We start from the raw sequence: 23,895 nt of genomic DNA, 5'->3' as shown, positions 1-23,895 counted from the left end.
AATGAAGAAAAAATATTTGGTTTTTAGTGTTAATTTTTCTGGAGTAAGCGAAAACATATTTTCAGAGTTAAGAGATTATGATCTAGAACTCGATATAGTTTTTATACCAAAAATATGGAGATTATATTTTTTAGCAATAATTCTTAGCTTCGATTTTAATTATAATAAATGGATTTTAAAATCAGAACGAAAATATAACATGTTACAAAAAAGCACATGGGCATTTAAACTAAAGAGTAGGTGGTGTGCAAAGTATATAAAAAGGAACGATGTTGGTCGTTATTCTGGAATTATCCAAGTCTCTGGGACTTATGATTGCACTAAGTATATACATAATGATATTCCGTTATATATTCTAACCGATTATACGATGAAACTAGCAGAAGATAAGAATGACCAAAATATTTCCCCTTTGCTTCCTCCTTCAAAATCGGAATTGATTAAATGGTATAATTTAGAGAGTAAGTTATATTTGAGAGCTAAGAAAATATTGATCCCAAGTAAATATATAGGCCATTCTTTAGTCGAGCACTACGGGGTTCAATTAAGCTCTATTTCAGTTGTCGGCTATGGTTCTAATTTACATCCGAAGGATACTAGTGTGAAGCGTGTCTTGTCAAAAGACGGTCCGCACTTTCTTTTTGTCGGAAAAATGTTCGAGCAGAAAGGAGGGAGCTTTATTTGCGATGCTTTTTCAGACGTAAAAAAGGTGTACCCAAATGCAACGTTAACAATAGTTGGGCCGCGAGTAGATCCATGTATATCCACAGAAGGTGTCAAGTACTTGGGCCGTATATATGACAAGGATAGGCTGAGTGAGTTATATAATAGTGTTGATATGTTTTTGATTCACTCAGCTTATGAAGCGTTTGGCTTGGTATTGCTTGAAGCTATGGCACACGGATTACCTTGCATTGGTTCGGATATTGACGCAATGCCGGACATCTTAGTAGATAGTAACGCAGGGTCAGTTGTGCCTTTCGGTTCTTCTTTAGCATTAACAGATGAAATTCTTCGTTATCTTAGTAATCAAGAGCTGTTTTCTAAAGCTTCTGAATCTGGAATTAAAGCTGTCAAGGCTTATTACAACTGGAATTCAGTTGGAAAGAGATTTTATAAGGTTTTGGTAGATAGTGATTAGTTTACAATTGAATAGAGTGCTTTATTTCCTTGGGTTTGTGTTATTAACTTTTTATGTCGTTTTTTTCTCTGTTACTGAAAATTACGAAACTTTGTTCTTTCCAATCATCTTTGTGCTAGTATGTTTCCTATTTTTTAATCCAAAACTATTTGGATATTTATTTATATTATCTACAGTCAACTTTTTGGGGTTAATTAACCCTGAACATTTTGTTCGGATCCCCGGTGTTTTCAAATTCGATGACCTGCTGTTTATCTCAATGGTTGGCATTTACATTGTTTCTAACTTACGTGAAGGATGGCGTTTTCCGACAGATAACGTTTTTGTGTTACTGACATTAATCATAATGAGCTTCGTTTTTATGACGATATGTCAGTTCTTTCTCACATCTATTCGCTTTGATTTACCTGTTATTTCATCTCTCAAAGTCGGCCGAGGATTTCTTTTTATTCTTAGTTTTTTTTATTTTGTTAAATTTTTTTCTACAACGCATGAAAAGCATCAGTTACTAAAGTTTATTTTTGCCATCGCGATTATACAAGTAGTAATGATGTTATTGCAAATATTAGGGTTTGAAATAGCTGAACACTCTATTGTGAGACAGCTTGAAACAGTAGATGATTCAGTTACGCGAGTTTATTTACCTGCTTACTTTATCGCTTCAATTTCCTTTTTTACTTCTACTTCATTTTTGATATCAACGCATAGTTCACATAATAGACTTATAATAACAATAATTTCTATTTTATCATTGCTTTCAATTTTATTGTCTTATACTAGAACTTATTGGGTTGCAATCATTGTAGGGTTGATAGTTTTGTTTATTTTGTCAGAACGTATAGCTCGATATAAGTTGCTGCTATGTGCTTTGATTGTTTTGGTTTTATTTTTACCAATGATTTTATTTCAATCTGACGGATTTATTATGGATAGATTTTTTTCTATCTTTTTTGAAGTTAAAGATAGAGAAGGTAATTTTATATATCGATTTACTGAAAATCCACAAAGGATTATAGCTTTTTTGGATTACCCTATTTTTGGGCCTGGTTTTGTTCATTCTAGTTATGCAGCATCGTTATTCAATTTTGTTATCGACGAGAAAGGGTTGAGTGAAAGTCAAGTTGAAAGGGCTTTGCTGTTGCAAACTAACGATAGTGGCTTAATTACACTGCTGGTTAGTTTTGGTTTGCTTGGGGTTTGTTGGGCACTATGCAAGATTGTTTCTGTCATACGTATTTGCCTTTGTTTAACTTATAATGCTAATAGATCTATTGTGGTAGCGATGGTAGCATTCATTATTTCTATTTGGTCTACATGCGCGACAACTTACGGCTTTACATATCAAGATGGAATTGTAGCACTCTCGCTTTCACTGTATCTGATCTGGGGTTTTTGTTCTCAAAATTAGGATGATTATACAGGGTTATTATTGTTAGTTCTTGTTATTTTTTCAATCTTCTTTCTATTAATAGATTAATTTAGGAGCTGTCTATGCCTAATAGTATGTTTTTCTATCGAATCTCAAGATGGTTGCACTTAAAAAAAATCCCATTTTTACCTAAAATTATTCAATTGTTGATTTTTTTACTGTACAACTCAAAAATACCACCGACAGCCGATATTGGTGTCGGTTCATTTCTTGTTGTCAAAGGTATCGGCGTGGTCATTATTGACAATGCAAAAATTGGCAAACGATGCAGAATCGGGATTGGGTGCAAAGTTGTAGGTAAAGGTCCTTATAAAAAAGTGCCAAACATTGGAGATGATGTTTTTATTGGTCCTGGGGCTGTTATCGCAGGTCCTGTTGAAATTGGTGACAAGGTTATCATCGCACCCAACTCAGTAGTGACTAAAAGTGTCAAGAGTGGTTTTATTGTTGGTGGTATACCAGCCAAAATAATAGGTCGAGTCGATGAGCTTGAGTATGACATATTTAAAAATGAAAGTTATCTCGATGATGTGGCAGAATACATGACAGAAAAGGAAATCGTATAATGTTTACTTCGACATTGTATCGTACAGCCCCAATATTTATACAGTCTTATCTTCTATCATTTCGAGCACTAATTCGAAAAACTCTGAGGGAGGGGAAAGAACAATTTAATGTACTAAATGAAATAGAAAAAAATGACTTCAATAATGACCAACTTATTGCATACTCATCTCAAAGACTGAGTTACATTCTTAATCAAGCAGCAAATAACGTACCGTTTTATAGACATTTCACCAAAAGTAATAACGACTGGTTAAACGACTTCCCTTTTATAAGTAAGTCAGATATTAGGGAGAATGGTGAGCAGTTTATAAATGAATGTCCTCCTAAGTTTATCGTTTCTGGTGCAACAAGCGGTACGACAGGAACACCTCTCGTCATTAAGCAAAACATGGAATCAGTAATACGTGAACAGGCTTTTGTCGCACGTCACTTAAAGTGGGCAGGATTCGTTCAAGGTGATAAACGTGCTTGGATTAGAGGAGATATGATCGTCCCGTTAGAGCAAAAGAACGGAGCGTTCTGGCGCTATTCATGGTTTGAGAACATGATTATGCTTTCATCTTTCCATATGTCGCCTAACAATTTGCAAAGTTACATTGATGCGATGGTGGAGTATGGCGTGCAAGTGATACAAGCATACCCTTCATCGATTTTGACTCTCGCAAAACATCTCGAAACCAACGACCTGTATTACCCTAGTGAGTTAAAATCAATTGTAACGTCTTCTGAGTCACTCAGTTTAGAAGACAAACAGATCATCGAAAGACGCTTTGGATGTACAGTGTATGATTGGTATGGTCTATTTGAACGAGTAGCAGCTATAGGGAGTTGTGAACACGGACGCTACCATATTTTAACTGATTATTCTCACGTCGAGCTTGAGGACGTCGGTGGTGGGCGACATGAAATCATAGGCACCAATTTTAATAATGATCTCCAACCTCTCATACGCTATAGAACCGGCGATCATGTGTATTTATCAGATGAAACCTCCTGCCCTTGCGGACGAGTTTTTCCAATTATAGATCGCATTGATGGCCGCATCGGAGACTACTTAATCGGCGAAGATGGACAAAAAGTTCATATCTTAAATCATATTCCAAAAGGCGTTAAAGGCTTGATTGCAACGCAATTTAAGCAAGATCATCCAAACCAAATTGAAGTTCAAGCTATCGTCAACGCCCAAGTTTTTGATAAACAGCAAGAAAGAATACTTATAGACAATACAAAAGCGCGTCTAGGTAGATCTATGGATGTATTTATCACTATTGTCGACAAAATTCAAAAAACAAAAAATGGTAAAACTCGCCAGGCTATTTGTACAATCAAGGATATCTAATGGGGAAAAAGATCAATATAACAGTCGCGACAGGCATGCTAGAAATGGGAGGCATAGCGACGGTTCTTAATGTTCTCAGCCGCGGCTTTTATGACAACTGGAATATGCGTCATATAACCACACATACAAACCATACATATTGGTTCGGGTTAAATAAGATTTTCCTGTTTTTATTTTCCATTATTAAAATTTCTTATTATCTAACCTTTTTTAACGTTGGCATTGTCCACATTCACATGGCTTCACGAGGAAGTTATAAGCGTAAGTCTGTAATTATACGCATAGCAAAATTGTTTCGGGCCAAAACCATTCTCCATCTCCATGGTGCTGAATTCCAAGAGTTTTACAATAACGAATGTTCTTTTAAAAAACAGGCGCATATTCGCAAGACTTTCGATCTCGCCGATGCTGTCATTGTATTGTCTACGCAATGGCATTCGTGGATGAAAACGATCGTTAGTAACCCAACTAAAGTCCATGTTATCTATAACGCAGTTGATGCCCTAGATCTCAACCGAAGTAATATTGACCATGGACGTATTCTATTTCTCGGACGACTAGGGGAACGCAAGGGGGTAAAAGATCTTATTGATGCATTTGCAATCGTCTTAACAGAATACCCTGATTCTCGTCTTACCCTAGGTGGTGACGGCGATGTAGCGACTTTCAAACAACAAGTAAAAAATTTAGGTATTTCTAATAATGTTGACTTCCTGGGTTGGGTTGCTGGCGAGCAAAAAAAGATTTGGCTAAGGAAAGCGGATGTCTACTGTTTGCCGAGCTATAACGAAGGGTTCCCAATGGGCGTACTTGAGGCTATGTCCGCAAATATCCCCGTAGTCGCTTCAACCGCCGGCGGTATTCCAGATGCAATTGAGGACAGTGTTGATGGCCTATTAATAGAGGCAGGTGATGTTGAAATGTTAGCGACTCACTTAAAAACTATGATCAGCAATCGTGACTTAAATGTTGCCTATTCTGCTAGCGCAAAAAAGAAATTTATTAATAACTTTAGCAAGCAAGCAGTGTTTCCTGAGTTAGATAAGATTTACACGGAGTTAATGAGTAAGTAATGGAATTTTATGATCAGGTCCAGGCGATTTCAAAAAGTACGCTCGAATCCGCTAAGCAAAATAATTTTGCTGGTTATGACCCTTTTGATAGTTTGAATAGTAATTTATTCAAACTATTCCCTAGCCTAAAAAAAGGTATCTTTGGCTTAGCATGGATTCAATTTAACAAGCGGTCAATCATTAATATTAGGCCTTTACTTGGTGTATCCAAAAGACGCAACCCGAAAGGTGTGGCTCTTTTTTTGATGGGTTTACTTGAGGATTACCAACACAAAAATGATGACAACTATTTAGATCAAGCCCTAGAGTTAGGTGATTGGCTTCTAACACAGCAAAGTGATAGGGATGTATGGAAACACGCTTGTTGGGGCTATCATTTTGACTGGAAAGCTCGTGCGTTTTTTGTGCCAAAAGGCAAGCCGAATGTTATTACCACTATTTATGTAGCGCAGGCACTATATGCGTTGAGTAAGATCACTGGCGAAAACAAGTACCGGGAAGCCGCTCTTGATAGCGCCAACTTTATCGTGAAAAATTTATATACCGAATTGGAAGGCCGGCGATACTTCGCCTATATTCCTGGTGAAGATGCTTTTGTTCACAACGCAAGTTTATGGGGAGCGGCTTGGGTAGCTCATGTTGCTAGCCTTACAAATAATGATAGATATCGCAATTTAGCTCTTGAAGTTGCTCATCAATCAGTAAAAGATCAGCTACCAAACGGGTCATGGGTTTATGGCGCTCGCCATCATCATCAATTTATTGATGGATTTCACACAGGCTACAACTTAGAAGCTTTGCATCTATTAAGTGAGTCACTACAAATAAGAGATTTTTCTGAGGCTATTAATAAAGGATTAAGGTACTACAAAGAACATTTGTTTGAAGCCGACGGCACCGCTAAATATTACAATACCAATAAGTACCCACTTGATATGCACTGCGTATCTCAAGCGATTTTTACCTTAATAAAAGTAGGACAATCTGACGAAGATCTCTCGTTTACTAAAAAAGTAGTAAAAAAATCTATCGAGAACTTATATATTCCTGAAAAAAAACACTTCGCATACCAAAAGCATCATCACTTTAGCAATAACATTAACTATATAAGATGGACCCAAGCGTGGGTTTACTATTCATTCTCATTTCTAATTAACTATGGTTCCTTGCATGAAAAGAATTGATTTTCTAAACACACCAATGGACGTAGCTACAATGGATGAGACGGTGTCTCATATTGAAGAGAAAGTAGCACAGGGTAATTTTTTGCAGCACGTTGTGGTCAATGTCGCCAAAATTATCAACATGCAAAAAGATCCAACTTTGGCTGAATCAGTTAAAGCCTGTGACGTTATAAATATTGATGGAATGGGCGTTGTATTTGGTGCTCGGTTTTTAGGATATAATATTCCTGAACGTGTCGCGGGTGTTGACCTTTTCCATGAATTACTCCAAATGAGTGCTAGAAGAAACTTCCCTGTTTTTTTACTTGGTGCTACAGAAGAGGTTGTATCAAAAACCAACGAAACTGTACAAACACTCTATCCAGATTTACACGTGGCGGGCATTAATGATGGCTATTTCTGGGATGATGAAGAAGCTGTAGTTGACAAAATTCGCAATTCTGGCGCTAAGCTTCTATTTGTCGCAATCACTTCACCAAAGAAAGAAAACTTCATCAACAAATGGCAAGACAAGTTAGGTGTTGATTTTGTAATGGGAGTTGGTGGCACTTTTGATGTTGTTGCAGGTAAAGTTAATCGCGCTCCTAAATGGATGCAAAATGCTGGGTTAGAGTGGTTCTATCGCATTCTTCAAGAACCTCGCCGTATGTGGAAGCGCTATTTAGTTACAAATTCTAAATTTATGTGGTTACTGCTGAAAGAAAAATTTTCTGGTAAATGATGCGTATACTCACTTCTACTTTATTTGTTTTGGGGGCAGTTCTTCTGTTGGTCGCTAGTACTCGATATATGGGGGACGCTCTTTATATAGGTGCAATAGAGAAACATGTACAAACGCTTTCTAGATTTACAATAGAGGAAGGTAATGGTATCGAGAATTGGCTGTATCCCCCAAATTCAAACGCGTTATTGACTACAGCACATAGCTTAGATGCCTATGGTAGCTTACTTCTTTGGAAAAATTACCTAACCAAAAATTCCAGCAGCCTCTTACGAGCGAATGAAATTTATTTGTCTAGTTCACATCTTCGTCCAACATGGCCAAGTACTCATATTGAGTTAGCAAAGTTAGCTAATAAGAATGGCGATACTCGTGCTGAAGAAATGCACCGAGCAGCTTCTATTCATTTTGGCCCGTACTCCACATCCACATTATTGTTCAATATTGATTATATTTATTCAAATTGGTCATCTATGGCGGGTGAAAAGCGAGTTAAAGCTTCTATTCAGTTGCTTTCCATTGCTAGAAAATGGAAATATAGACCGTTATTGAATCAAATGATTACCTATTCTCCAGGTAAACAACGAATATGTAATATGCTGGCATTTAATAAAGTAAAGGTTAGTGCTTGCCAGTAGTTTGCTCCACGATTCTTGGCTTAGAAAAAAGCTTTCATTCTAAAAAATGAGAAGGCTTTTGACTAATATGGCTATTTTATTGCTCTCTAATCATTGCTAAAGTGTTTAAGTAAATGAGTTAAGATTAAATCAAGGATAATTCATGAAAAATTCCTCCATTGTTGCAAGTATCGTTGCACTATTTTTGTCTATGAGTGCGCTTGCTGAAGGTGTTCACAGTGTACAGTCTGTAGAGGCCCAGTTAGGCGAGGCTCCGAATAAAGAAACCTTACAGCTTGTTTACAGCGAGAACCCTGATTTAGTCTTAAATATTCTTGGATTGCTTCTAAAAAGTGAAAATGTTGATCCTCAAGATGCTATAGAAACAGCATTGCTAGTAGCTCCAGAACGTGCAGAACAGATTGCGCAATACGCTCGTGAAGCTGGTGTGAGTAACGAAATCATTACTACAGCTGCACTTTTGGCTGGGCTCGATCCGACGCAAGTTGCTGAGGCAACCGCGGCCGGTATTGAGACTGCTAGTACAGCAGCGCTCGCCACTGCATCAGCTATCGCTCCACCTTCAGTATTGGCTGTTGGAAGCAATGGCGGTGGCGGTGAAGGCGTAGTATCGCCAAACTAACCTCTATAAACCCCTTTCTTTAAAAGCCCGGACTCTTCCGGGCTTTAGTTTATTTGTCGTTATGAATCGTATAGAAAAATTCACGTTTTACTCCTTTCTTGCCCTTATTGTTTGGCTGCCAATTCCATTAGGTAGTAATAGGATGTGGGCCTGGTCTATAGCTGAAATGTGGATTGCATTTCAATGTTTGCTTTTGGTCATCGCTTACCGAGGGAAGTTGCCATTTGAAATGGTGACTCGCTATAGAATATTGATAGGTGGACTCGTGCTGTTCCAGTGTTGGGTTTTTATTCAGACTTTACCTTTGCCTTGGGGTATTCTTGAAGCTGTGAGCAGCAAGAGTGCAGAGATATACAAGTTGGTCGGTGCTTCTGAAGGTTTTATTTCTTTAGACTCACGAATGACTAGAGTCTCTTTGTTTAAAGGGCTGGCTTACACTCTGTTTGTGCTTAACGCTATTTTCCTGATTAACTCGAGTAAACGACTAAAGTTAGTAGCATTAGCCATTGTAATTAGTGCGACTTTGCAAGGCTTTTACGGTGCGATGATCGTGTTGCTCAAAATGCCGGAAAGTCCTGTCTTTGGCTATGCGCAAAGCGGTGTAGCGACAGGCTCATTTGTGTATAAGAACCACCTTGCTAACTATTTAATGCTTTCACTTTGTATCGGACTCGGCCTTATTGTAAGTCAGCTTCATGTTTCAGAATCTGGTTCTTGGTTTACTCGGATTCGGCGGGTGATAGAAGGCCTTTTGAGCGGCAAGATGTTTATTCGTTTATGTTTAGTCATTATGGTTATCGCGCTTGTGATGACGCGCTCGAGAATGGGAAATACCGCGTTTTTTGCTGCGACAACCATTGGCGGGCTAATTGCACTGTTGTTTTATAAAGATAAGCCGAGAGCACTAACGGTGCTCATAGGCAGCGTAATTGCGATTGATACGATTGTGGTCGGTGCTTTATTTGGTTTAGAAAAAGTAAAACAGCGCTTAGCAGAAACGTCTTTGGCGGGAGAATCTCGAGACCAGGTAGTTGTTTGGTCACTGGATATTATTCGAGACTTCCCGTTTACAGGAACGGGAATGGCGAGCTTTTACTCGATTTTCCCTATGTATTCGAAAGCAGATATTGGCTTTTACGATCACGCACATAATGATTATATTCAGTTCATGGTTGAGGCCGGAATCCCAGCTACAATATTGTTAGGTTTTGTTGTGCTTTACTCTGTTTGGCGCGCGTTTTCAACATTACGGACTCGTAATAGCCGAACAATGAAAGGTACGGCATTGGGAGCCTTGATGGCAATTATTGGCATGATGATTCATATTAGTGTCGATTTTAACCTTCAACCGACAGCTAACGCCCTGACGTTTATTTTGATACTATTTTTGGCCAATGCTTCCGCTGTGTTACCGGCAACTGGGAGTCTTCAAGTACACAAAGAAATAAAGACGGACAGTAAGAGAGAAGTCTATGATTAACCGACTAACCGTCGTTTGTTCAGGCAACATTTGTCGCTCACCATATGCGCAGGTTCTATTGAATGATCTGCTGGTAGATATTGAGGTGGACTCTGCCGGAGTATTGGTCTCTACACATGATCTGAACGATCATCCTGCAGTAGAGCACTCCCAAACGTTAGCCAATGAGCATGGTTTGAGTTTGTCTGAGCACAAGGCAAAACAACTTACGCCTGAATTGGTAGAGCGCAGTGATTTAATTCTGGTTATGACCCATGAGCACATAGAGCAAGTCGCTGCAATTGCAAGTGGAGCAAGAGCAAAGACGTTGTTGCTCGGCCAGTGGATTGGCGTTGGTGAGATTAAAGACCCAATAGGTAAAGATCTTGAAGTATTTAAACAATGCTTCTCTACGGTAGAAAAAGCCGCAATTAGTTGGGCGAGTCGCTTAAAGAGATAACTATGACAGATGTTTTTGTCCATTGTTAGCGCGAGTACTAGGCATTTTTTCTCTGAGGTTCTTCTCGCTTAAACTTCATTCGGTACATGTTTTTATCTGCAATAGAGATCAATTGATTGATTTGATTGGTATCTTTGGGGTAACTCGCCACCCCAATACTGGTTGACAATAGTGCTCGGTTTTTATCTGTTATTTCAACCCTATGGTCGAAGCAGGCCTCTATTTCTTGCCAAATAGGCTTTCTATACATGCTGTCTAATTCGATCAGCGCAAACTCATCCCCACCAATTCGATAGCAAGGTAGTTTGAGACTTAACAGCCGACGTGCGATCTCTTTCAAAGCCTTGTCTCCTGCCTGATGACCATACTTATCATTTATTTGCTTAAAGCCATTTAGATCAAGTAAATAGAGGGTAAATTCCTTATCATGCTCGACAAATCTTTCCAGATCAATAAAGAGTGCTAAACGGTTGTTTACTTTGGTTAAAGAGTCCGTGAGTGATAATTGTCGATGATGCTTCGCTTCTATATGGATGATGTAACCTGCGAGACTTGCGCATAAAGCGAGAAGTAATAGTAGAGCTATTTGCGATTGATGAAGCATTTGGGCTTGCATCATTTGATCTCGATACAGAGGGCTCTGAATACGAAAGTTGGTATTGATGTATTGGATCATCCCTAAGTAGAGATTAGATAGCTGTTGGCTAAGCAGCTTTGCTTGAGTTGGATCATTGATGCTGGTGAGTTGACTTTCTAGAGCTTGAAAGTTGATAAACAATGTACTGAAAAATGTTCTCGCTCCGGGAAGGTTAATAAAAGTATCGGCTTCCCTACTGTTGAGTAATAGATCAAACCTGCTCCATGTTAGCTCATACTTCAAAAGTGTTTTTTCATGATGATTTTTATTGGAGGCAGCAAAGGGAGTGATGGCTGTAAGTTCCGAGAACTCTTTGGTGAGTTGAAATAAAAACCAGGTTGCTTGATTTTGCCGAGCTGAATAGGACTCAGCAAGCTGTCTCGTCGAAGAAAGAAAGTAAAGATTGGCGACTATCAAGATGACGGACATCATTAATAGTAGAGCCTTAGCTCTAGCGAGTAGAGGGGATAGGTTGTGCCTCCGAGCTCTAATTCCCATCGCTTCTCCTATGGATTAAGATCTGATCTATTTGCCAGACCATTTGAGAGTGAAATATTGCGTTGTCAATCTCAGGATACTTGTCCAGATTAAAAATAAGCCAATATGGGCCTTTGTTTCGGACCTTCATATGATGTCCGTCCATTTGATAAGCGACGATAGGTTCGTATTGAATGACGTCTTCTATCCTTGATGTTGCCGCATAATCATTGAGTGCTATGAAAGAGAGAGAAAACGCATCGTTTACTCCTAAAAAATCAATCAAGGATGTTGCTTTAAAGCCAGTGAAGCTCTTTTTACCGTCGACCCACGGAAGCTGGGTTTGGAATGTTGTGGGCTCAAAGTGAGATAGAACATCGTTATGAGAAAGAACGATAGGCTCTCGATTTTGCATCTTAATGATGAGCTCTGAACCGATGGTATTACAGCTAATAAAGATCAGTATAACACTGAGTAGTCGCCCCATAGTTCCTCCGGGTGATAAACATCCTAGTTAATTATCTTTATATCACTAAGTATAAGTTGAGTTAATGAAGATTGTGATCCAAATTGTTAACTGAAACGCAAACAGAGGGAACGAGTCATTATTGTTTTAAATTTGAAACAAAAAAAAGCCCCAATTGAGGGGCTTTAGCAATTATATTCTGGTTAAAAAATCAGATGCGCCACACCTGCGATTACTGGAAGCGTGATAAGAGTACGCAGAATAAAGATGGCAAATAACTCAAGTAAGTTCACTGGGATCTTGCTTCCCAATAACAGTGCACCAACTTCAGACATGTAAATCAGCTGAGTGACTGACATTGCTGCGATGACAAAGCGAGTCATCTCATTGTCGATAGATGCCGCTAAAATAGCAGGGATAAACATATCGGCAAAACCAACAACGATGGTTTCTGATGCAGCCGCCGCTTCAGGGATCTGGAGTAATTCTAGGAACGGAATAAATGGTTGGCCTAAGAAAGCAAATACCGACGTGTATTCAGCAATTACCAATGCAATCGTACCTAAGCCCATAACTACAGGCAAAACACCGAATACCATGTCAATTGCGTTACGAACGCCTTCGCCAAATACACCTTTGAAGGATTTTACTTGGCTTGATTTATTTAGCGCTAATTCCAAACCCCAAGAGAAAGTCGAGTGACCAGCAGGGACTGCATCAGCATCCGCACTTGGCTTAGAGCCATCAATAAACGTATCTTTTTTACGGCTCAGTGGTGGCAGGCGAGGAATAATGATTGCTGCCACAATACCCGCTAAACAGATTGCACCGTAAAAAGGTAAGAACAGGTGCTCAAGCTCAACTTGGGCAAGCACAACTAGACTGAATGTAATCGAAACAGCAGAGAAAGTAGTACCAACAACCGCAGCTTCACGTTGAGTGTAGAATTTCTTTTCGTACTGCTTGCTTGTTAGCAAAATACCTACAGAGCCATCACCAAGCCAAGATGCCATACAATCGATTGCGCTACGGCCAGGTAAGTTAAATACAGGGCGCATCACTTTGCTAAGTAGTGTGCCGAACAGTTCTAGAAGGCCAAAGTTGAGCAACAATGGTAGAAGTAGGCCCGCAAAAATAAACACAGAGAATAGAGTTGGCAGTAAGCCTTCTAAAACTAGACCGCCAGTATTTTCTTCCCATATTGCTTCAGGGCCAAATTGGAAGTAGGTCATAGCGACCGCGATTCCGCCAATAACGCGTACTGCAAGCCAAAGAGGAGACGGGCTAAAAAGACCATTTAAAAATGTGTTGTTGGCAATAAATGCAGGTGTTTTAACTCGGCATGCTAATGATGCTGCAGCCATAAATAGAATTATGCTGGTGATAGTACCAACCAAGTACTCACCAAACACGGCTTGAATTGATTTTGCCAAGACAGCAACAGGGATGGTGATGTCACCTTGGTAGCTAATTGGGGCCATGAAAAGAAACAGGCCAAGAAGCGATGGGATGAAAAACATCCAAAAGTTGCCCTTAGATTTAGGCTGATTTAATGATTGTGTATTTTCTGACATTACATTTCTCGATTTACTACTAGTCAATAGTATAGCGTCGGCCACCTTGGCTCGCATATATATTCACTAAACATCCATATTCGGTCAATGAGCGCAAGATTAGCGCTTTCTCGACTTCTTCGCAATACTATTCATTAAATGTCGTTAATTATTCATGAAATAATATTGCCATTTGGCATGTTAATAGAAGTATGTAATGAAGTTGTTATTTATTTTGGTTTTTGATGTTATTTGTGATCTCGGTCTTTCCTGTGAAGAAGTAAAGGTACAGCCAATAAGCAACTGCAAGTACAAGTGCGAGAATGATTGGCATGAGCAAAGCCGATAGTTCATATAGAGAATAGAGTTTCGCTCCGACTGTGCCACCGAATACAAAACCTAAGAAGATGAAGAGAAACAGCTTCGCTTTGCGATAATCAAACCGCTCCCCCCTTAGTCTTGCTCCAATCATTATCCCTAAGTCTGTGATGATACCGGTCATATGTGTTGTACGCACAACTGCACCGCTAAAAGTGGTTATCATGGCATTTTGTAATCCGCAGGCGGCTGACGCAAAATACTGCCCGGAAATGAATCCCTTGGTCAGCATTAGATAGGAGATGAACAATAGTCCACTCTCAATACAGAGAGCAATGCCGTAGCGTCGCCCCAGCTTTAACGCGGTATTTTCGATGAAGACGCCACTCAGAGTCGCACCAAGCAGAAAACTTAGTAATACCATGAGTAAATGAAGAGTTTGCTGATCAAATGCTTCGATACTGGTACCAAGTAATGTTACGGTGCCAGAGATGTGTGAGACTGCTTGATGCTGAAATCCAAGCAACCCAATCGCGTTAACTACACCAGCCAATAGTGCGAGTAGGAATGCTCCATATTCTACCCATTTCGGTAATCTTGAAATCACAATATGCCCCTTGAAACTAAGCCCGGATTATAGACCTAGAAGATGAGTAGAAACAGATAGAAATCGCTTAATTCGTTGATCGTGAACAAGTCATATTCAATCAAAGACTTGCGATTGAGGCTTATTGGTAGTGTTCCATTTGGCAGTCAAACTTTACCCACATATGCTGCCTTTCCTCATAGATAGAAAATGTTGGATTGGGTAAATCATGTCGATTGAAAACACCGACAGGCACGACAAGGATGTCAGGCATTGCAGATAAAGTAAGGAGCATCGTTGTGCTACATCTCGGGCAAAATGAGTAGGTCACTTGGTTACCGGAGTCTGTGATACGTGTGTACTCGTTCATTTCTCCATTAGAGATGACTTGTTCTTTGTTAAAGCGAGCCTGGACGCCGAAAACGCTCCCGGTCCGCTTTTGGCATTCGAAACAGTGACAAATTGATGTTCGCTGAGGATCACCTTTGCAACTGAGTGAAACTTGACCACAACTGCACTCGGCAGTGCGTAGTGTTTCGCCACTTTTCATATTGCCTCCCATTCACATCATCAGAACATGGTTCTATGTCACTATTTTTAGGCCAGTAAAGTATAATTAGTCAAATGTAATCAGTGAGTAATGTAGCATTACTCAAGTTTAAGATGTACTGAGAGTTAATAATGAAAAAACGTCGATTGCCGATACCTTTGATACTACTGATTCCTATTGTCATGCTCGTTATTGTTTCAATTGCCGGGGTGTACCGATTCTCACTCAGTGATGAAGAGATCATGGCAAAATTCCCTAGCCAGCAGAAAACAATGGACCCTGTTGTTAAACTGGTATTCGGTATTGACTCTCCAAATCCATGGACGATTGAAGTACCTGAGACAAAAGCGTTTAGTTTTATTGACCAATACGATGCAGAGACAAAGCTAGCTTCTGGTCGTTATGATTCTGGTGCAGAAAGAGGGCGAGTCATCGTCGATACTCAATGGTTAAAACAACTTTCAGACAATGACTATGCATCTGTAATGGCTGTATCAAATCAAGGTAGTGGTGTTTTTTACTATCTTGCTCGTTTCTATTTTGATCCGGCAGTGAAACGAATGGTAGTCAAACAAGCGGAATTTCTGGGAGACCGAGTAGCGATTTCGGGGGTTGAACTGAGCGAATCCACTCTCAAAGTGACACTGCTAATACACGGTGAAAATCAAGCTATGAGTGACAAGCCTAATAAAGAAGAGACTCGTACATTCACTATTGGTAGAGCTAGTACTCTACATCAGGCCGAGTAAATATAGTTGTAAATATGTCCAATGTTGCTTATTGTTTTGAGTAGTCGTTATTTTTTATGTTTGTTGTTAAGGGAGTAATAGATGATCAATAAACGCTATTTTAAAACGAAGGACGAAGTAGAAGTGACCTTTGAGTTACCAGCGGCGGAAGTCGAGAAAGCAGCGGTACTCGTGGCCGATTTCTTGGACTGGCAACCGGTTGAAATGAAGAAAGTGGTCAAATCCAAATCTTACAAGTTTAAAACCCGTTTACCTAAAGACCGTGAATTCGAATTCCGCTATTTGGTCGACAATGAAAAGTGGGTTAATGATCCTCACGCCGATCACTTTAAACCGAATGGATTTGGTGATGACAACGGGTTAATCACGACATATCAATAATCTAGCGACTCAGTAACAAAAAAAGGTGCCAAAGTGCACCTTTTATTGATCTAAGTTTGACATTCGTTAGGTGACAACCTTTGCAGAAATTCGTACTCTTACTCCTTTGATTCAGTACAAAGGGTAAAGTTGTGAGCGCGAAAATACTCAATACTCGCTTCAATGAGCTTTCAAAAGTAAAAAAATGGTCACTGTTAAGTCTGCCGATTCTGGCTGTTGTGGCAATTTCTTCTACTAACAATAGTGGCTCTCTTACACGCACTATTGACCTTTCCATTCCTGAATCACAGATTGTTTCTAATATTTTACATACAGAGCAAGAAATCGTTGATGTCCCGGATTTTGAATATGTTATTAAACCCGGTGATAACCTGAGTTCGATTTTTGAACAGTTAGGTTTTGGCTATAGCGAAATGATGAACGTTATGGCAACAGACTTGAACTATCTTGCTCTAGATACATTGAAGCCTGGACACACACTGCGTTTTTGGAAAGGGGAAAAAGACTCGATCTTACAGAAGATGGAGTTGGAGTTTAGCTTGGTTGAAAGTGCTGTTTATACACGTTTAGATGACGGCAGTTACAGCTTTGAAGATGTAAAAATACCAGGTGATTGGAGTTCGTTTGCTTTGGTTGGTGAAATCAACGGGAGCTTTTCTAAGTCTGTTCATGCGTTAGGACTTGGAGTGAATGAGATAAACCAAATTGTGAGTTTGTTGAAAGACAAAGTTAATTTCTCTCGTGATCTTCGAGCGGGAGATAAATTTGAGGTCGTTCAGTCAAGACAGTTTGTTGATGGTATCTTAACCGGAAATCGTGAACTGCAAGCGGTGAAGATAGTTAATAGAGGAAGAGAGCTAACGGCGTATCTTCATACAGATGGTCAATATTACGATCAAAATGGAGATAGTTTACAGCGTGCTTTCCAACGAATGCCCGTGAATGGTCGTTATCGTTTGAGTTCTCATTTCAATCCTAATCGTAAGCATCCTGTCACAGGTCGTGTTTCACCGCATAACGGTACTGACTGGGCTACACCAACAGGGACGCCGATTGTATCAACGGGTGATGGTGTTGTAATCATGACACGCAAACACCCTTATGCTGGCAACTATGTAGTCGTTCAACATGGTAGCCGATACAAGACTCGTTATCTGCACCTGAGCAAGATTTTGGTTCGTAAGGGACAAAAAGTATCGCGTGGACAACGTATTGGTTTGTCAGGTTCGACAGGACGCGTAACCGGCCCTCATATTCACTATGAATTGTTGGATCGTGGCCGCGCAGTGAATGCGATGAAAGCCAATATCCCAATGGCTAATTCAGTGCCTAAGAGTGAAATGGCAGCGTTCAAACAGCGTCGAGATGAGTTAAATGCAATGCTGAAAAAACAAGAAATGAAGCTGGCGAATCAAGGTAACAACAAGACAGCAAGTTAATACGTTACTAGAAGTGTAAAAAAGGCGGCTAATTTAGCCGCCTTTGTTGTTATTGAAGCTTAGTTATTGACTTTACCCAGTTGCAACCAAGTATCGATAACAGTATCAGGGTTTAACGAAACTGAGCTAATGCCTTGTTCCATCAACCATTCTGCAAGATCTTCATGATCTGAAGGTCCTTGACCACAAATACCGACATATTTCCCGGCTTTAGTTGCCGCATCAATTGCCATTTTCAGCATCGCCTTGACGGCTGGGTTACGCTCATCAAATAAATGCGCGACGTCACCAGAGTCACGGTCAAGGCCCAGAGTTAGCTGAGTCATATCGTTGGAGCCAATAGAGAAACCATCAAAGTACTTGAGGAACTCATCCGCCAAAATGGCATTGGATGGAAGCTCGCACATCATGATCACTTTCAAACCTTGGTCGCCACGGCGAAGGTCGAACTTAGCAAGTAGATCAATGACAGATGCTGCTTCGCTAGGAGTTCGAACAAATGGAATCATAATTTCGACGTTCTTTAGACCCATCTCATTGCGAGCTCGCTTGATCGCTTGTGTTTCTAATTCAAAACAGTCTTCAAAGACCGGCGAGATATAACGCGAAGCACCACGGAAACCAAGCATTGGGTTCTCTTCGTGAGGTTCATAGCCTTGTCCACCAACCAAGTTACTGTATTCGTTTGACTTAAAATCAGACATACGAACAATGACGCGTTTTGGCCAGAATGCGGCTGCAATAGTTGCTATGCCTTCGGTCAACTTGCTGACGTAAAAGTCGATAGGATCTTCATATCCACGGATACGCTGACTAATCTCTGCTTTCAGTTCGTCACTCTGTGCATCAAAGTTAAGCAGTGCTTTCGGGTGAATACCAATCATCTTATTGATGATGAATTCTAAGCGTGCAAGACCAACACCTTCATTTGGGATTTGAGCGAAGTCGAACGCACGATCTGGGTTGCCAACGTTCATCATCACCTTGGTTGGAAGCAAAGGCAATTCATCGACAGCAGAACGTTTGATCTCAAAATCAAGCTCTCCGGCGTAGACATAACCTGTTTCACCTTCAGAGCAAGAAACAGTCACAGTTGCGCCATCGCTTAAGCTGCTTGTCGCCGTACCACAACCCACAATCGCAGGTATGCCCAGTTCACGCGCGATGATTGCCGCATGACAAGTACGACCGCCACGGTTGGTGACAATCGCTGAGGCTTTCTTCATGACTGGTTCCCAATCAGGATCGGTCATATCAGTAACAAGGACATCGCCTTCTTGAACAAGAGACATCTGATCAAGAGAGTCAACCAAGCGAACTGGACCGCTACCAATGCGTTGTCCAATTGCTCGACCTTCAATTAGCACGTCTGCTTTGTTGTTAAGTTCATAGCGCTCAATAACGTTTTGCTCGCTTTGGGAGCAAACCGTTTCAGGGCGTGCTTGAACAATGTAAAGCTTGCCATCGATACCATCTTTCGCCCATTCAATGTCCATTGGACGCTGATAGTGCTTTTCGATGATCATTGCTTGCTTCGCCAGTTCTTTAATCTCTTCATCGTTTAGAGAGAACTGGTTACGCTCTTGTTCAGTGGTATCAATAATGTCGACTTGTTTACCAATCTCTTGGTTGGTCGAGTAGATCATTTTGATGAGCTTTGAGCCAAACGTCTTTTTTACGATTGGATGTTGACCGGCTTCAAGCATTGGTTTGTGAACGTAGAATTCGTCAGGGTTAACGGCGCCTTGTACGACCATTTCACCCAAGCCCCATGAAGAGGTGATAAAGACCACCTGATCAAAGCCAGATTCCGTGTCGAGTGTAAACATCACACCAGAGGAAGCTTTGTCGGAGCGCACCATACGTTGAATACCTGCCGACAAAGAGATGCCACGGTGATCAAACCCTTGGTGAACACGATAAGAGATAGCGCGGTCGTTAAATAGTGACGCGTAAACGTGTTTGGTTGCCTCGAGAACCGCATCGATACCTTTCACGTTAAGGAAGGTTTCTTGTTGGCCAGCAAAAGAGGCATCAGGCAAATCTTCCGCCGTCGCAGAAGAGCGAACCGCAACAGACAGTTCACTATTACCTTCAATCAGTTCTTGGTAGTTGTTACGAATATCCTGCTCAAGTTCAGCAGGGAAGGGAGCTTCTAAAACCCATTGACGAATAGTGGCACCTGTCTTGCGCAGGGCTTCAACATCATCAACGTCCAGTTCATCGAGCAATTGATGGATACGCTCATCCAAGCCTTCAAAATCAAGAAATTGATTGAAAGCAAACGATGTTGTTGCAAAGCCATTCGGAACGGAAACGCCAGCGTTAGAAAGATTCGATACCATCTCTCCAAGTGAAGCATTCTTACCGCCGACTTTATCAACATCATCCATGGATAGGCTATTGAACCAGAGGGTGTTCTTTTGCATGTATTTCTCCAGAAACATTGCAGCTTGTAGGGAAAAGGCAAACGATTACGTATCAGCTCAAAAAAATTGCGAACAAAATTTCAAAGCTGTGGGGGACGTAATAGTCAGCCGGGTTTTATTATCGATATTATGGTTACCATCCTACTCAAAAGAATTTTAAAGTTTAAATAAAACATGCAAATTGATAGTCAAAGTCGTGATGTATTCTATGTTTCTGATGGAACGGCCATAACATGTGAAACCTTAGGGCATGTTGTTCTGGGTCAATTCCCTTTTCAAGCGAATGAAAAAACCTTTCCTTTCGTTGAAAGTGAGGACAAATTGACTGACTTGCTGAGAGAGATCGACATTTCATACCAGAAAAATGGGGTGAAACCGTTAGTGTTTTTTTCGATTGTAATTCCAGACATTCGCCAAAACTTGCTGAATGCTCCTGCATACTGCTATGACGTGCTAGAAAGTGTTGTGCAGAAGGTTCAAGATGACATTCAAATGAAACCAAAACCTAAATTGCAGCGCTCTCGGAGTGTCCATAAAGATTCAGATACCTACTTCGATAGAATCGCAGCAATTGAATATACCTTGGCCCATGATGATGGGATTACGATGAAAGGCTTTGAAGAAGCGGACATTATATTACTCGGGGTTTCTCGAAGTGGCAAAACGCCAACCAGTCTTTATATGGCGATGCAGTTTGGTTTAAGAGTGGTTAATTATCCTTTTATTGATCAAGACATCAAACGCTTACGACTTTTACCAGAATTTGAAATCCATCGACATAAGCTGTTTGGTTTGACGATTGATCCGGAGCGATTAACAGAGATCCGAGAAAATCGTCTAGCAGGCAGTGAATATGCGAGTACGGAGCAATGCCTTTCAGAATTGGCGAGCGTCGAAGCTTTGTTCAGGCGGGAAGCGATTCCTTACATCAACACCAGTTCACTCTCAGTTGAGGAGATATCTACTCGTATCTTAGAAAAAGCAGGACTTAGACGTCGATTGAGCTAGTTGTTACTGGTCTGAAATTGTTTCAACCCTTGGCTGAGCGATGTTCGCAATTGCTCAGCTTGCTCAAACTTCTTAGACACTAGCATGTGAAACTTGTGTTTTGGCATGTTGGGAACAGGTTTGGCGACGATGTCATCTTGAACAAAATTGATTCCCCAAATGTTGAACATACCAAATAAGATTTCTTGCCAAGATAAAAAGACGTCACATTGATGGCGTTTGAGCTCAGTAATGGATTCAAAGTTACTTAAAGTAAATTGCTCAACACTCTCCAGTTGAAAATCACCATAATTGTAGCCATGAATGCCACACACTTTATATTGCTCTAGGTCTGAAACATTTTCTATTTGCAGGCCTTCAGGGAAGCGATCCGTTGAGTAAAGGTAGTAGGGCGTAATTTGATAGTACCAAGTCGTGTACAGGTAGTGTTTTGCTCGTTCTTCGGTATAGGAGGCACTCACTGCCAAATCAAAGTCACCTTCCTTTGTGCCTTTTAAGCAGCGAGTCCAAGAGGTCATTGTAATATTAAACTGATAACCCAAAGAGGGCAGAAGCTGATTGAGGATGTCCAAGTCAATCCCTTTTACCTCTTCTCCATCCGTGTAGGTATAAGGTGGCCAATCAATGGCATCGCCACATACGTGGAGCAACTTTTCTTGCTCACTAGAGTGTGCGATAGCTGAAGTGGAGATAAACAAAAAAAAGCAAAAAAAACAACATTGTCGAGTCAATAACATAACTATCAACATCCTATTGATACTTATCTTAGAGTATAGACAAGCCTTGTTTTACGTCTACCCTTCACGAGCCCGTTTTATCCACCTTTAGTCGCACATCCCACATAATCTAATGTGCAGGATAGACGACAGGGAAATCCATCAACGGATGTTTGTCGACTATTGAATGATAACCATAGACTTGCTCAATGAGTTTCGGTTTTAGAGCATCCCATGGCGCAGCATCTACGACGAGCTTTCCGTTGTGAAGTATGACCAATCTATCTGCATATTGGGCCGCAAGGTTGAGATCGTGCAATACGACGACGACCGCGGTGTTCTCCTCATCCGCCAATTCACGAGCGATGCGCAAGGTATTGTGTTGGTGGGCTAAATCAAGTGCAGAGGTTGGCTCATCAAGCATTAATATCTTTTTGTCGTTGGCGTGATCAAGTTGTACTAACACTCGAGCTAGGTGCAGCCTCTGTTTTTCGCCACCAGAAAGAGAGGGGTATAAACGTTGAGATAGATGGGTTACATCCGTTTTATTCATGTATTTCTCAGCCAATGCCTGCGCTTGCCGATTTGGAATAGAGAGCGGGATTGCGCCTAACTCAACCACTTCTTGTGCCAAAAACGGAAAACTTAACGTACTGTGTTGCGGGAGCATACCTAAGTGTTTTGCGAGCACTTGTGGCTGCCATTCTGATTTGTGTAAACCAAAGTACTCAATTTGATTATTTGAAGGGATCTCGCCGCAAAGCAGTTTCAGCAAGGTACTTTTCCCTGCGCCATTAGGGCCTAATAAGGCTGTCACTTCTCCAGCGCGAATATCAATATCAATATTGTTGAGTACAGTTCGCTGGCCAAAATGCATTGAAATACTGCGACCAGATAAAACAGTAGGTTGCATTAAAGGATTCGTCCTTTTTGTTTAAACAGCAAATAGATGAAGAAAGGAGCACCAATGATAGCGGTGACAATTCCGACAGGGAGTTCCGCCGGTGCAACAACCACACGTGAGAACATATCTGCGAGCGTTAGTAGTAATGCCCCCATGATGGCGGAGATAGGGAGTAATGTTCGGTGATCTGGACCTGAAAGCATGCGCCCTAGGTGAGGGATCACAAGGCCAATAAAGCCGATCATGCCAGAGACACTGACAGTAATGCCAACGCCAACTGCGGTGAGTAAGATAAGTTGACGTTTAAGAGCTTGAACCGGGATGCCAAGGTGCGCGGCTTCCGCTTCACCGAGCAAGAGTGCGTTGAGCGCCATCGCTTTACGTGCGAAGACCCACAATAAGATCACTAATGTAACACTGCATAAAAGGATGCTAGTCCAATTAGCACCCGCTAGTGAGCCCATTGACCACAAGGAAAGATCCCGTAACATTTGGTCGTTGGCAACAAAAGACATGAATCCAATACCGGCTCCGGAAAGCGCACTAATAGCGACCCCTGCGAGTAACATGATAGTGACAGAGGTTCCCATTTTGCTAGTGCCTAATTTGTAGACCAAAATCGTGGTCAGGGCACCGCCTAAAAAAGCAAAAAGAGGAACAGCCGCAAGACTCATGAATTGTGGGTATTGCTGACTCACCTCTGCGAAAAGAACAATAGCCATCGCTGCGCCAAGAGATGCCCCGGCAGATACACCGATAATACCGGGCTCAGCCAATGGGTTTCGAAATAGACCTTGCATGACTGTGCCGCAAATCGCCAAGATAGCTCCGACAAGCATACAAAGAATTGTTCGAGGGAATCTGATCTCATGAATCACTAAGTTGATGTGCGGTGCTAAGTCATTTGAGCGAAATATCAGGCTTTGGACACTATCAAAAAAGCCGATATTCATTGGACCAACGGTGATAGAACTGATGGCTGTCACCGTTAAAACAAGAGCAAAGAGCGTGTAAGAAACGGAAAGAGGCAGACGACGTAACAACATATC

The 23,895-nt window shown here is 40.9% G+C and carries 24 protein-coding genes; 15 read left to right on the top strand and 9 right to left on the bottom strand.

Features of this window, described 5'->3' with window-relative positions; genetic code table 11:
* Position 1: 1 nt before the first annotated feature.
* The 11 genes from GVO60_RS01625 (at position 2) to GVO60_RS01575 (ending at position 10,633) form a co-directional block, all read left to right on the top strand.
* Complete coding sequence (locus tag GVO60_RS01625) at positions 2-1,141, top strand: glycosyltransferase family 4 protein (protein WP_159650853.1); 1,140 nt, start codon at positions 2-4, stop codon at positions 1,139-1,141.
* Entirely contained in the window at positions 1,134-2,549 is a 1,416-nt protein-coding gene (locus tag GVO60_RS01620; RefSeq protein WP_159650852.1) for an O-antigen ligase family protein, read from the top strand. The genes GVO60_RS01625 and GVO60_RS01620 overlap by 8 nt, the downstream gene beginning before the upstream one ends.
* A gap of 83 nt (positions 2,550-2,632) precedes the next feature.
* A complete protein-coding gene (locus tag GVO60_RS01615) occupies positions 2,633-3,136 on the top strand; it encodes a serine O-acetyltransferase (RefSeq protein ID WP_159650851.1) in 504 nt (167 codons plus the stop codon).
* Positions 3,136-4,476, top strand: coding sequence for a phenylacetate--CoA ligase family protein (locus tag GVO60_RS01610; protein ID WP_159650850.1), 1,341 nt, complete (start codon positions 3,136-3,138; stop codon positions 4,474-4,476). The genes GVO60_RS01615 and GVO60_RS01610 overlap by 1 nt, the downstream gene beginning before the upstream one ends.
* The gene (locus GVO60_RS01605; protein ID WP_159650849.1) at positions 4,476-5,549 is read left to right on the top strand and encodes a glycosyltransferase family 4 protein; all 1,074 of its coding nucleotides are present in this window, start codon (positions 4,476-4,478) and stop codon (positions 5,547-5,549) included. Before GVO60_RS01610 ends, GVO60_RS01605 begins: the two co-directional genes overlap by 1 nt.
* Entirely contained in the window at positions 5,549-6,733 is a 1,185-nt protein-coding gene (locus GVO60_RS01600) for an aspartate-semialdehyde dehydrogenase (protein WP_159650848.1), read from the top strand. Before GVO60_RS01605 ends, GVO60_RS01600 begins: the two co-directional genes overlap by 1 nt.
* Positions 6,720-7,454, top strand: coding sequence for a WecB/TagA/CpsF family glycosyltransferase (locus GVO60_RS01595; RefSeq protein WP_159650847.1), 735 nt, complete (start codon positions 6,720-6,722; stop codon positions 7,452-7,454). Before GVO60_RS01600 ends, GVO60_RS01595 begins: the two co-directional genes overlap by 14 nt.
* Positions 7,451-8,092, top strand: coding sequence for a hypothetical protein (locus GVO60_RS01590; protein WP_159650846.1), 642 nt, complete (start codon positions 7,451-7,453; stop codon positions 8,090-8,092). Before GVO60_RS01595 ends, GVO60_RS01590 begins: the two co-directional genes overlap by 4 nt.
* Positions 8,093-8,234: 142 nt before the next feature.
* On the top strand, positions 8,235-8,714 hold the full coding sequence (locus tag GVO60_RS01585; protein WP_159650845.1) for a hypothetical protein: 480 nt from the start codon (positions 8,235-8,237) through the stop codon (positions 8,712-8,714).
* Positions 8,715-8,856: 142 nt separating this feature from the next.
* Positions 8,857-10,194 carry an O-antigen ligase family protein gene (locus GVO60_RS01580; RefSeq protein WP_307761761.1) on the top strand — a complete coding sequence of 446 codons (1,338 nt, stop codon included), beginning with the start codon at positions 8,857-8,859 and terminating at the stop codon, positions 10,192-10,194.
* On the top strand, positions 10,187-10,633 hold the full coding sequence (locus tag GVO60_RS01575) for a low molecular weight protein-tyrosine-phosphatase (protein WP_159650843.1): 447 nt from the start codon (positions 10,187-10,189) through the stop codon (positions 10,631-10,633). The genes GVO60_RS01580 and GVO60_RS01575 overlap by 8 nt, the downstream gene beginning before the upstream one ends.
* A gap of 37 nt (positions 10,634-10,670) precedes the next feature.
* Here the strand turns inward: GVO60_RS01575 and GVO60_RS01570 are convergent, their stop codons facing one another.
* The 5 genes from GVO60_RS01570 to GVO60_RS01550 form a co-directional block, all read right to left on the bottom strand.
* The gene (locus tag GVO60_RS01570; RefSeq protein ID WP_159650842.1) at positions 10,671-11,768 is read right to left on the bottom strand and encodes a GGDEF domain-containing protein; all 1,098 of its coding nucleotides are present in this window, start codon (positions 11,766-11,768) and stop codon (positions 10,671-10,673) included.
* A complete protein-coding gene (locus GVO60_RS01565; protein ID WP_159650841.1) occupies positions 11,758-12,234 on the bottom strand; it encodes a putative pterin-binding protein in 477 nt (158 codons plus the stop codon). Before GVO60_RS01565 ends, GVO60_RS01570 begins: the two co-directional genes overlap by 11 nt.
* Positions 12,235-12,416: 182 nt before the next feature.
* A complete protein-coding gene (locus GVO60_RS01560) occupies positions 12,417-13,787 on the bottom strand; it encodes a YjiH family protein (protein ID WP_159650840.1) in 1,371 nt (456 codons plus the stop codon).
* Positions 13,788-13,992: 205 nt separating this feature from the next.
* Positions 13,993-14,691: a YoaK family protein gene (locus tag GVO60_RS01555; protein WP_159650839.1), complete on the bottom strand. Its 699-nt coding sequence runs from the start codon at positions 14,689-14,691 to the stop codon at positions 13,993-13,995.
* A 121-nt stretch (positions 14,692-14,812) separates the two neighbouring features.
* Positions 14,813-15,220 carry a GFA family protein gene (locus GVO60_RS01550; protein ID WP_159650838.1) on the bottom strand — a complete coding sequence of 136 codons (408 nt, stop codon included), beginning with the start codon at positions 15,218-15,220 and terminating at the stop codon, positions 14,813-14,815.
* Between the two features lie 131 nt (positions 15,221-15,351).
* On the opposite strand from GVO60_RS01550, the gene GVO60_RS01545 reads away from it, so the two are divergent.
* The 3 genes from GVO60_RS01545 to shyA all read left to right on the top strand — a co-directional run bounded on the left by GVO60_RS01545 (position 15,352) and on the right by shyA (position 17,789).
* Complete coding sequence (locus GVO60_RS01545; protein ID WP_159650837.1) at positions 15,352-15,969, top strand: hypothetical protein; 618 nt, start codon at positions 15,352-15,354, stop codon at positions 15,967-15,969.
* Positions 15,970-16,050: 81 nt separating this feature from the next.
* Entirely contained in the window at positions 16,051-16,350 is a 300-nt protein-coding gene (locus GVO60_RS01540; RefSeq protein WP_159650836.1) for an isoamylase early set domain-containing protein, read from the top strand.
* A 131-nt stretch (positions 16,351-16,481) separates the two neighbouring features.
* Positions 16,482-17,789: a peptidoglycan DD-endopeptidase ShyA gene (shyA, locus tag GVO60_RS01535; protein ID WP_159650835.1), complete on the top strand. Its 1,308-nt coding sequence runs from the start codon at positions 16,482-16,484 to the stop codon at positions 17,787-17,789.
* Between the two features lie 59 nt (positions 17,790-17,848).
* Here the strand turns inward: shyA and ppsA are convergent, their stop codons facing one another.
* Positions 17,849-20,218 (bottom strand): phosphoenolpyruvate synthase, encoded by a 2,370-nt coding sequence (gene ppsA, locus GVO60_RS01530; protein ID WP_162596521.1) that lies wholly within the window; start codon positions 20,216-20,218, stop codon positions 17,849-17,851.
* Positions 20,219-20,392: 174 nt separating this feature from the next.
* On the opposite strand from ppsA, the gene ppsR reads away from it, so the two are divergent.
* Positions 20,393-21,226: a posphoenolpyruvate synthetase regulatory kinase/phosphorylase PpsR gene (gene ppsR, locus GVO60_RS01525; RefSeq protein WP_159650833.1), complete on the top strand. Its 834-nt coding sequence runs from the start codon at positions 20,393-20,395 to the stop codon at positions 21,224-21,226.
* Here ppsR and GVO60_RS01520 read toward each other — a convergent pair.
* The 3 genes from GVO60_RS01520 to GVO60_RS01510 all read right to left on the bottom strand — a co-directional run bounded on the left by GVO60_RS01520 (position 21,223) and on the right by GVO60_RS01510 (position 23,892).
* On the bottom strand, positions 21,223-21,924 hold the full coding sequence (locus tag GVO60_RS01520) for a substrate-binding periplasmic protein (protein ID WP_225874885.1): 702 nt from the start codon (positions 21,922-21,924) through the stop codon (positions 21,223-21,225). The two genes, ppsR and GVO60_RS01520, sit on opposite strands and share 4 nt — an antisense overlap.
* Positions 21,925-22,072: 148 nt before the next feature.
* On the bottom strand, positions 22,073-22,855 hold the full coding sequence (locus tag GVO60_RS01515) for a heme ABC transporter ATP-binding protein (protein ID WP_159650831.1): 783 nt from the start codon (positions 22,853-22,855) through the stop codon (positions 22,073-22,075).
* Positions 22,855-23,892 carry a FecCD family ABC transporter permease gene (locus GVO60_RS01510; RefSeq protein WP_159650830.1) on the bottom strand — a complete coding sequence of 346 codons (1,038 nt, stop codon included), beginning with the start codon at positions 23,890-23,892 and terminating at the stop codon, positions 22,855-22,857. The genes GVO60_RS01515 and GVO60_RS01510 overlap by 1 nt, the downstream gene beginning before the upstream one ends.
* Positions 23,893-23,895 lie beyond the last annotated feature (3 nt).

The sequence above is a fragment of the Vibrio atypicus genome, from assembly GCF_009811315.1.
GTDB lineage: Bacteria > Pseudomonadota > Gammaproteobacteria > Enterobacterales > Vibrionaceae > Vibrio > Vibrio atypicus.
This window is presented reverse-complemented; position numbering and strand designations above follow the sequence as displayed.

What these genes read in the sequence shown, in the direction of transcription:
- GVO60_RS01625 (WP_159650853.1), top strand. Translation starts at nt 2, where the DNA reads ATGAAGAAAAAATATTTGGTTTTTAGTGTTAATTTTTCTGGAGTAAGC.
- GVO60_RS01615 (WP_159650851.1), top strand. Translation starts at nt 2,633, where the DNA reads ATGCCTAATAGTATGTTTTTCTATCGAATCTCAAGATGGTTGCACTTA.
- GVO60_RS01610 (WP_159650850.1), top strand. Translation starts at nt 3,136, where the DNA reads ATGTTTACTTCGACATTGTATCGTACAGCCCCAATATTTATACAGTCT.
- GVO60_RS01605 (WP_159650849.1), top strand. Translation starts at nt 4,476, where the DNA reads ATGGGGAAAAAGATCAATATAACAGTCGCGACAGGCATGCTAGAAATG.
- GVO60_RS01600 (WP_159650848.1), top strand. Translation starts at nt 5,549, where the DNA reads ATGGAATTTTATGATCAGGTCCAGGCGATTTCAAAAAGTACGCTCGAA.
- GVO60_RS01595 (WP_159650847.1), top strand. Translation starts at nt 6,720, where the DNA reads ATGAAAAGAATTGATTTTCTAAACACACCAATGGACGTAGCTACAATG.
- GVO60_RS01590 (WP_159650846.1), top strand. Translation starts at nt 7,451, where the DNA reads ATGATGCGTATACTCACTTCTACTTTATTTGTTTTGGGGGCAGTTCTT.
- GVO60_RS01585 (WP_159650845.1), top strand. Translation starts at nt 8,235, where the DNA reads ATGAAAAATTCCTCCATTGTTGCAAGTATCGTTGCACTATTTTTGTCT.
- GVO60_RS01580 (WP_307761761.1), top strand. Translation starts at nt 8,857, where the DNA reads ATGTGGGCCTGGTCTATAGCTGAAATGTGGATTGCATTTCAATGTTTG.
- GVO60_RS01575 (WP_159650843.1), top strand. Translation starts at nt 10,187, where the DNA reads ATGATTAACCGACTAACCGTCGTTTGTTCAGGCAACATTTGTCGCTCA.
- GVO60_RS01570 (WP_159650842.1), bottom strand. Translation starts at nt 11,768, where the DNA reads ATGGGAATTAGAGCTCGGAGGCACAACCTATCCCCTCTACTCGCTAGA.
- GVO60_RS01565 (WP_159650841.1), bottom strand. Translation starts at nt 12,234, where the DNA reads ATGGGGCGACTACTCAGTGTTATACTGATCTTTATTAGCTGTAATACC.
- GVO60_RS01560 (WP_159650840.1), bottom strand. Translation starts at nt 13,787, where the DNA reads ATGTCAGAAAATACACAATCATTAAATCAGCCTAAATCTAAGGGCAAC.
- GVO60_RS01550 (WP_159650838.1), bottom strand. Translation starts at nt 15,220, where the DNA reads ATGAAAAGTGGCGAAACACTACGCACTGCCGAGTGCAGTTGTGGTCAA.
- GVO60_RS01545 (WP_159650837.1), top strand. Translation starts at nt 15,352, where the DNA reads ATGAAAAAACGTCGATTGCCGATACCTTTGATACTACTGATTCCTATT.
- GVO60_RS01540 (WP_159650836.1), top strand. Translation starts at nt 16,051, where the DNA reads ATGATCAATAAACGCTATTTTAAAACGAAGGACGAAGTAGAAGTGACC.
- ppsA (WP_162596521.1), bottom strand. Translation starts at nt 20,218, where the DNA reads ATGCAAAAGAACACCCTCTGGTTCAATAGCCTATCCATGGATGATGTT.
- ppsR (WP_159650833.1), top strand. Translation starts at nt 20,393, where the DNA reads ATGCAAATTGATAGTCAAAGTCGTGATGTATTCTATGTTTCTGATGGA.
- GVO60_RS01515 (WP_159650831.1), bottom strand. Translation starts at nt 22,855, where the DNA reads ATGCAACCTACTGTTTTATCTGGTCGCAGTATTTCAATGCATTTTGGC.
- GVO60_RS01510 (WP_159650830.1), bottom strand. Translation starts at nt 23,892, where the DNA reads ATGTTGTTACGTCGTCTGCCTCTTTCCGTTTCTTACACGCTCTTTGCT.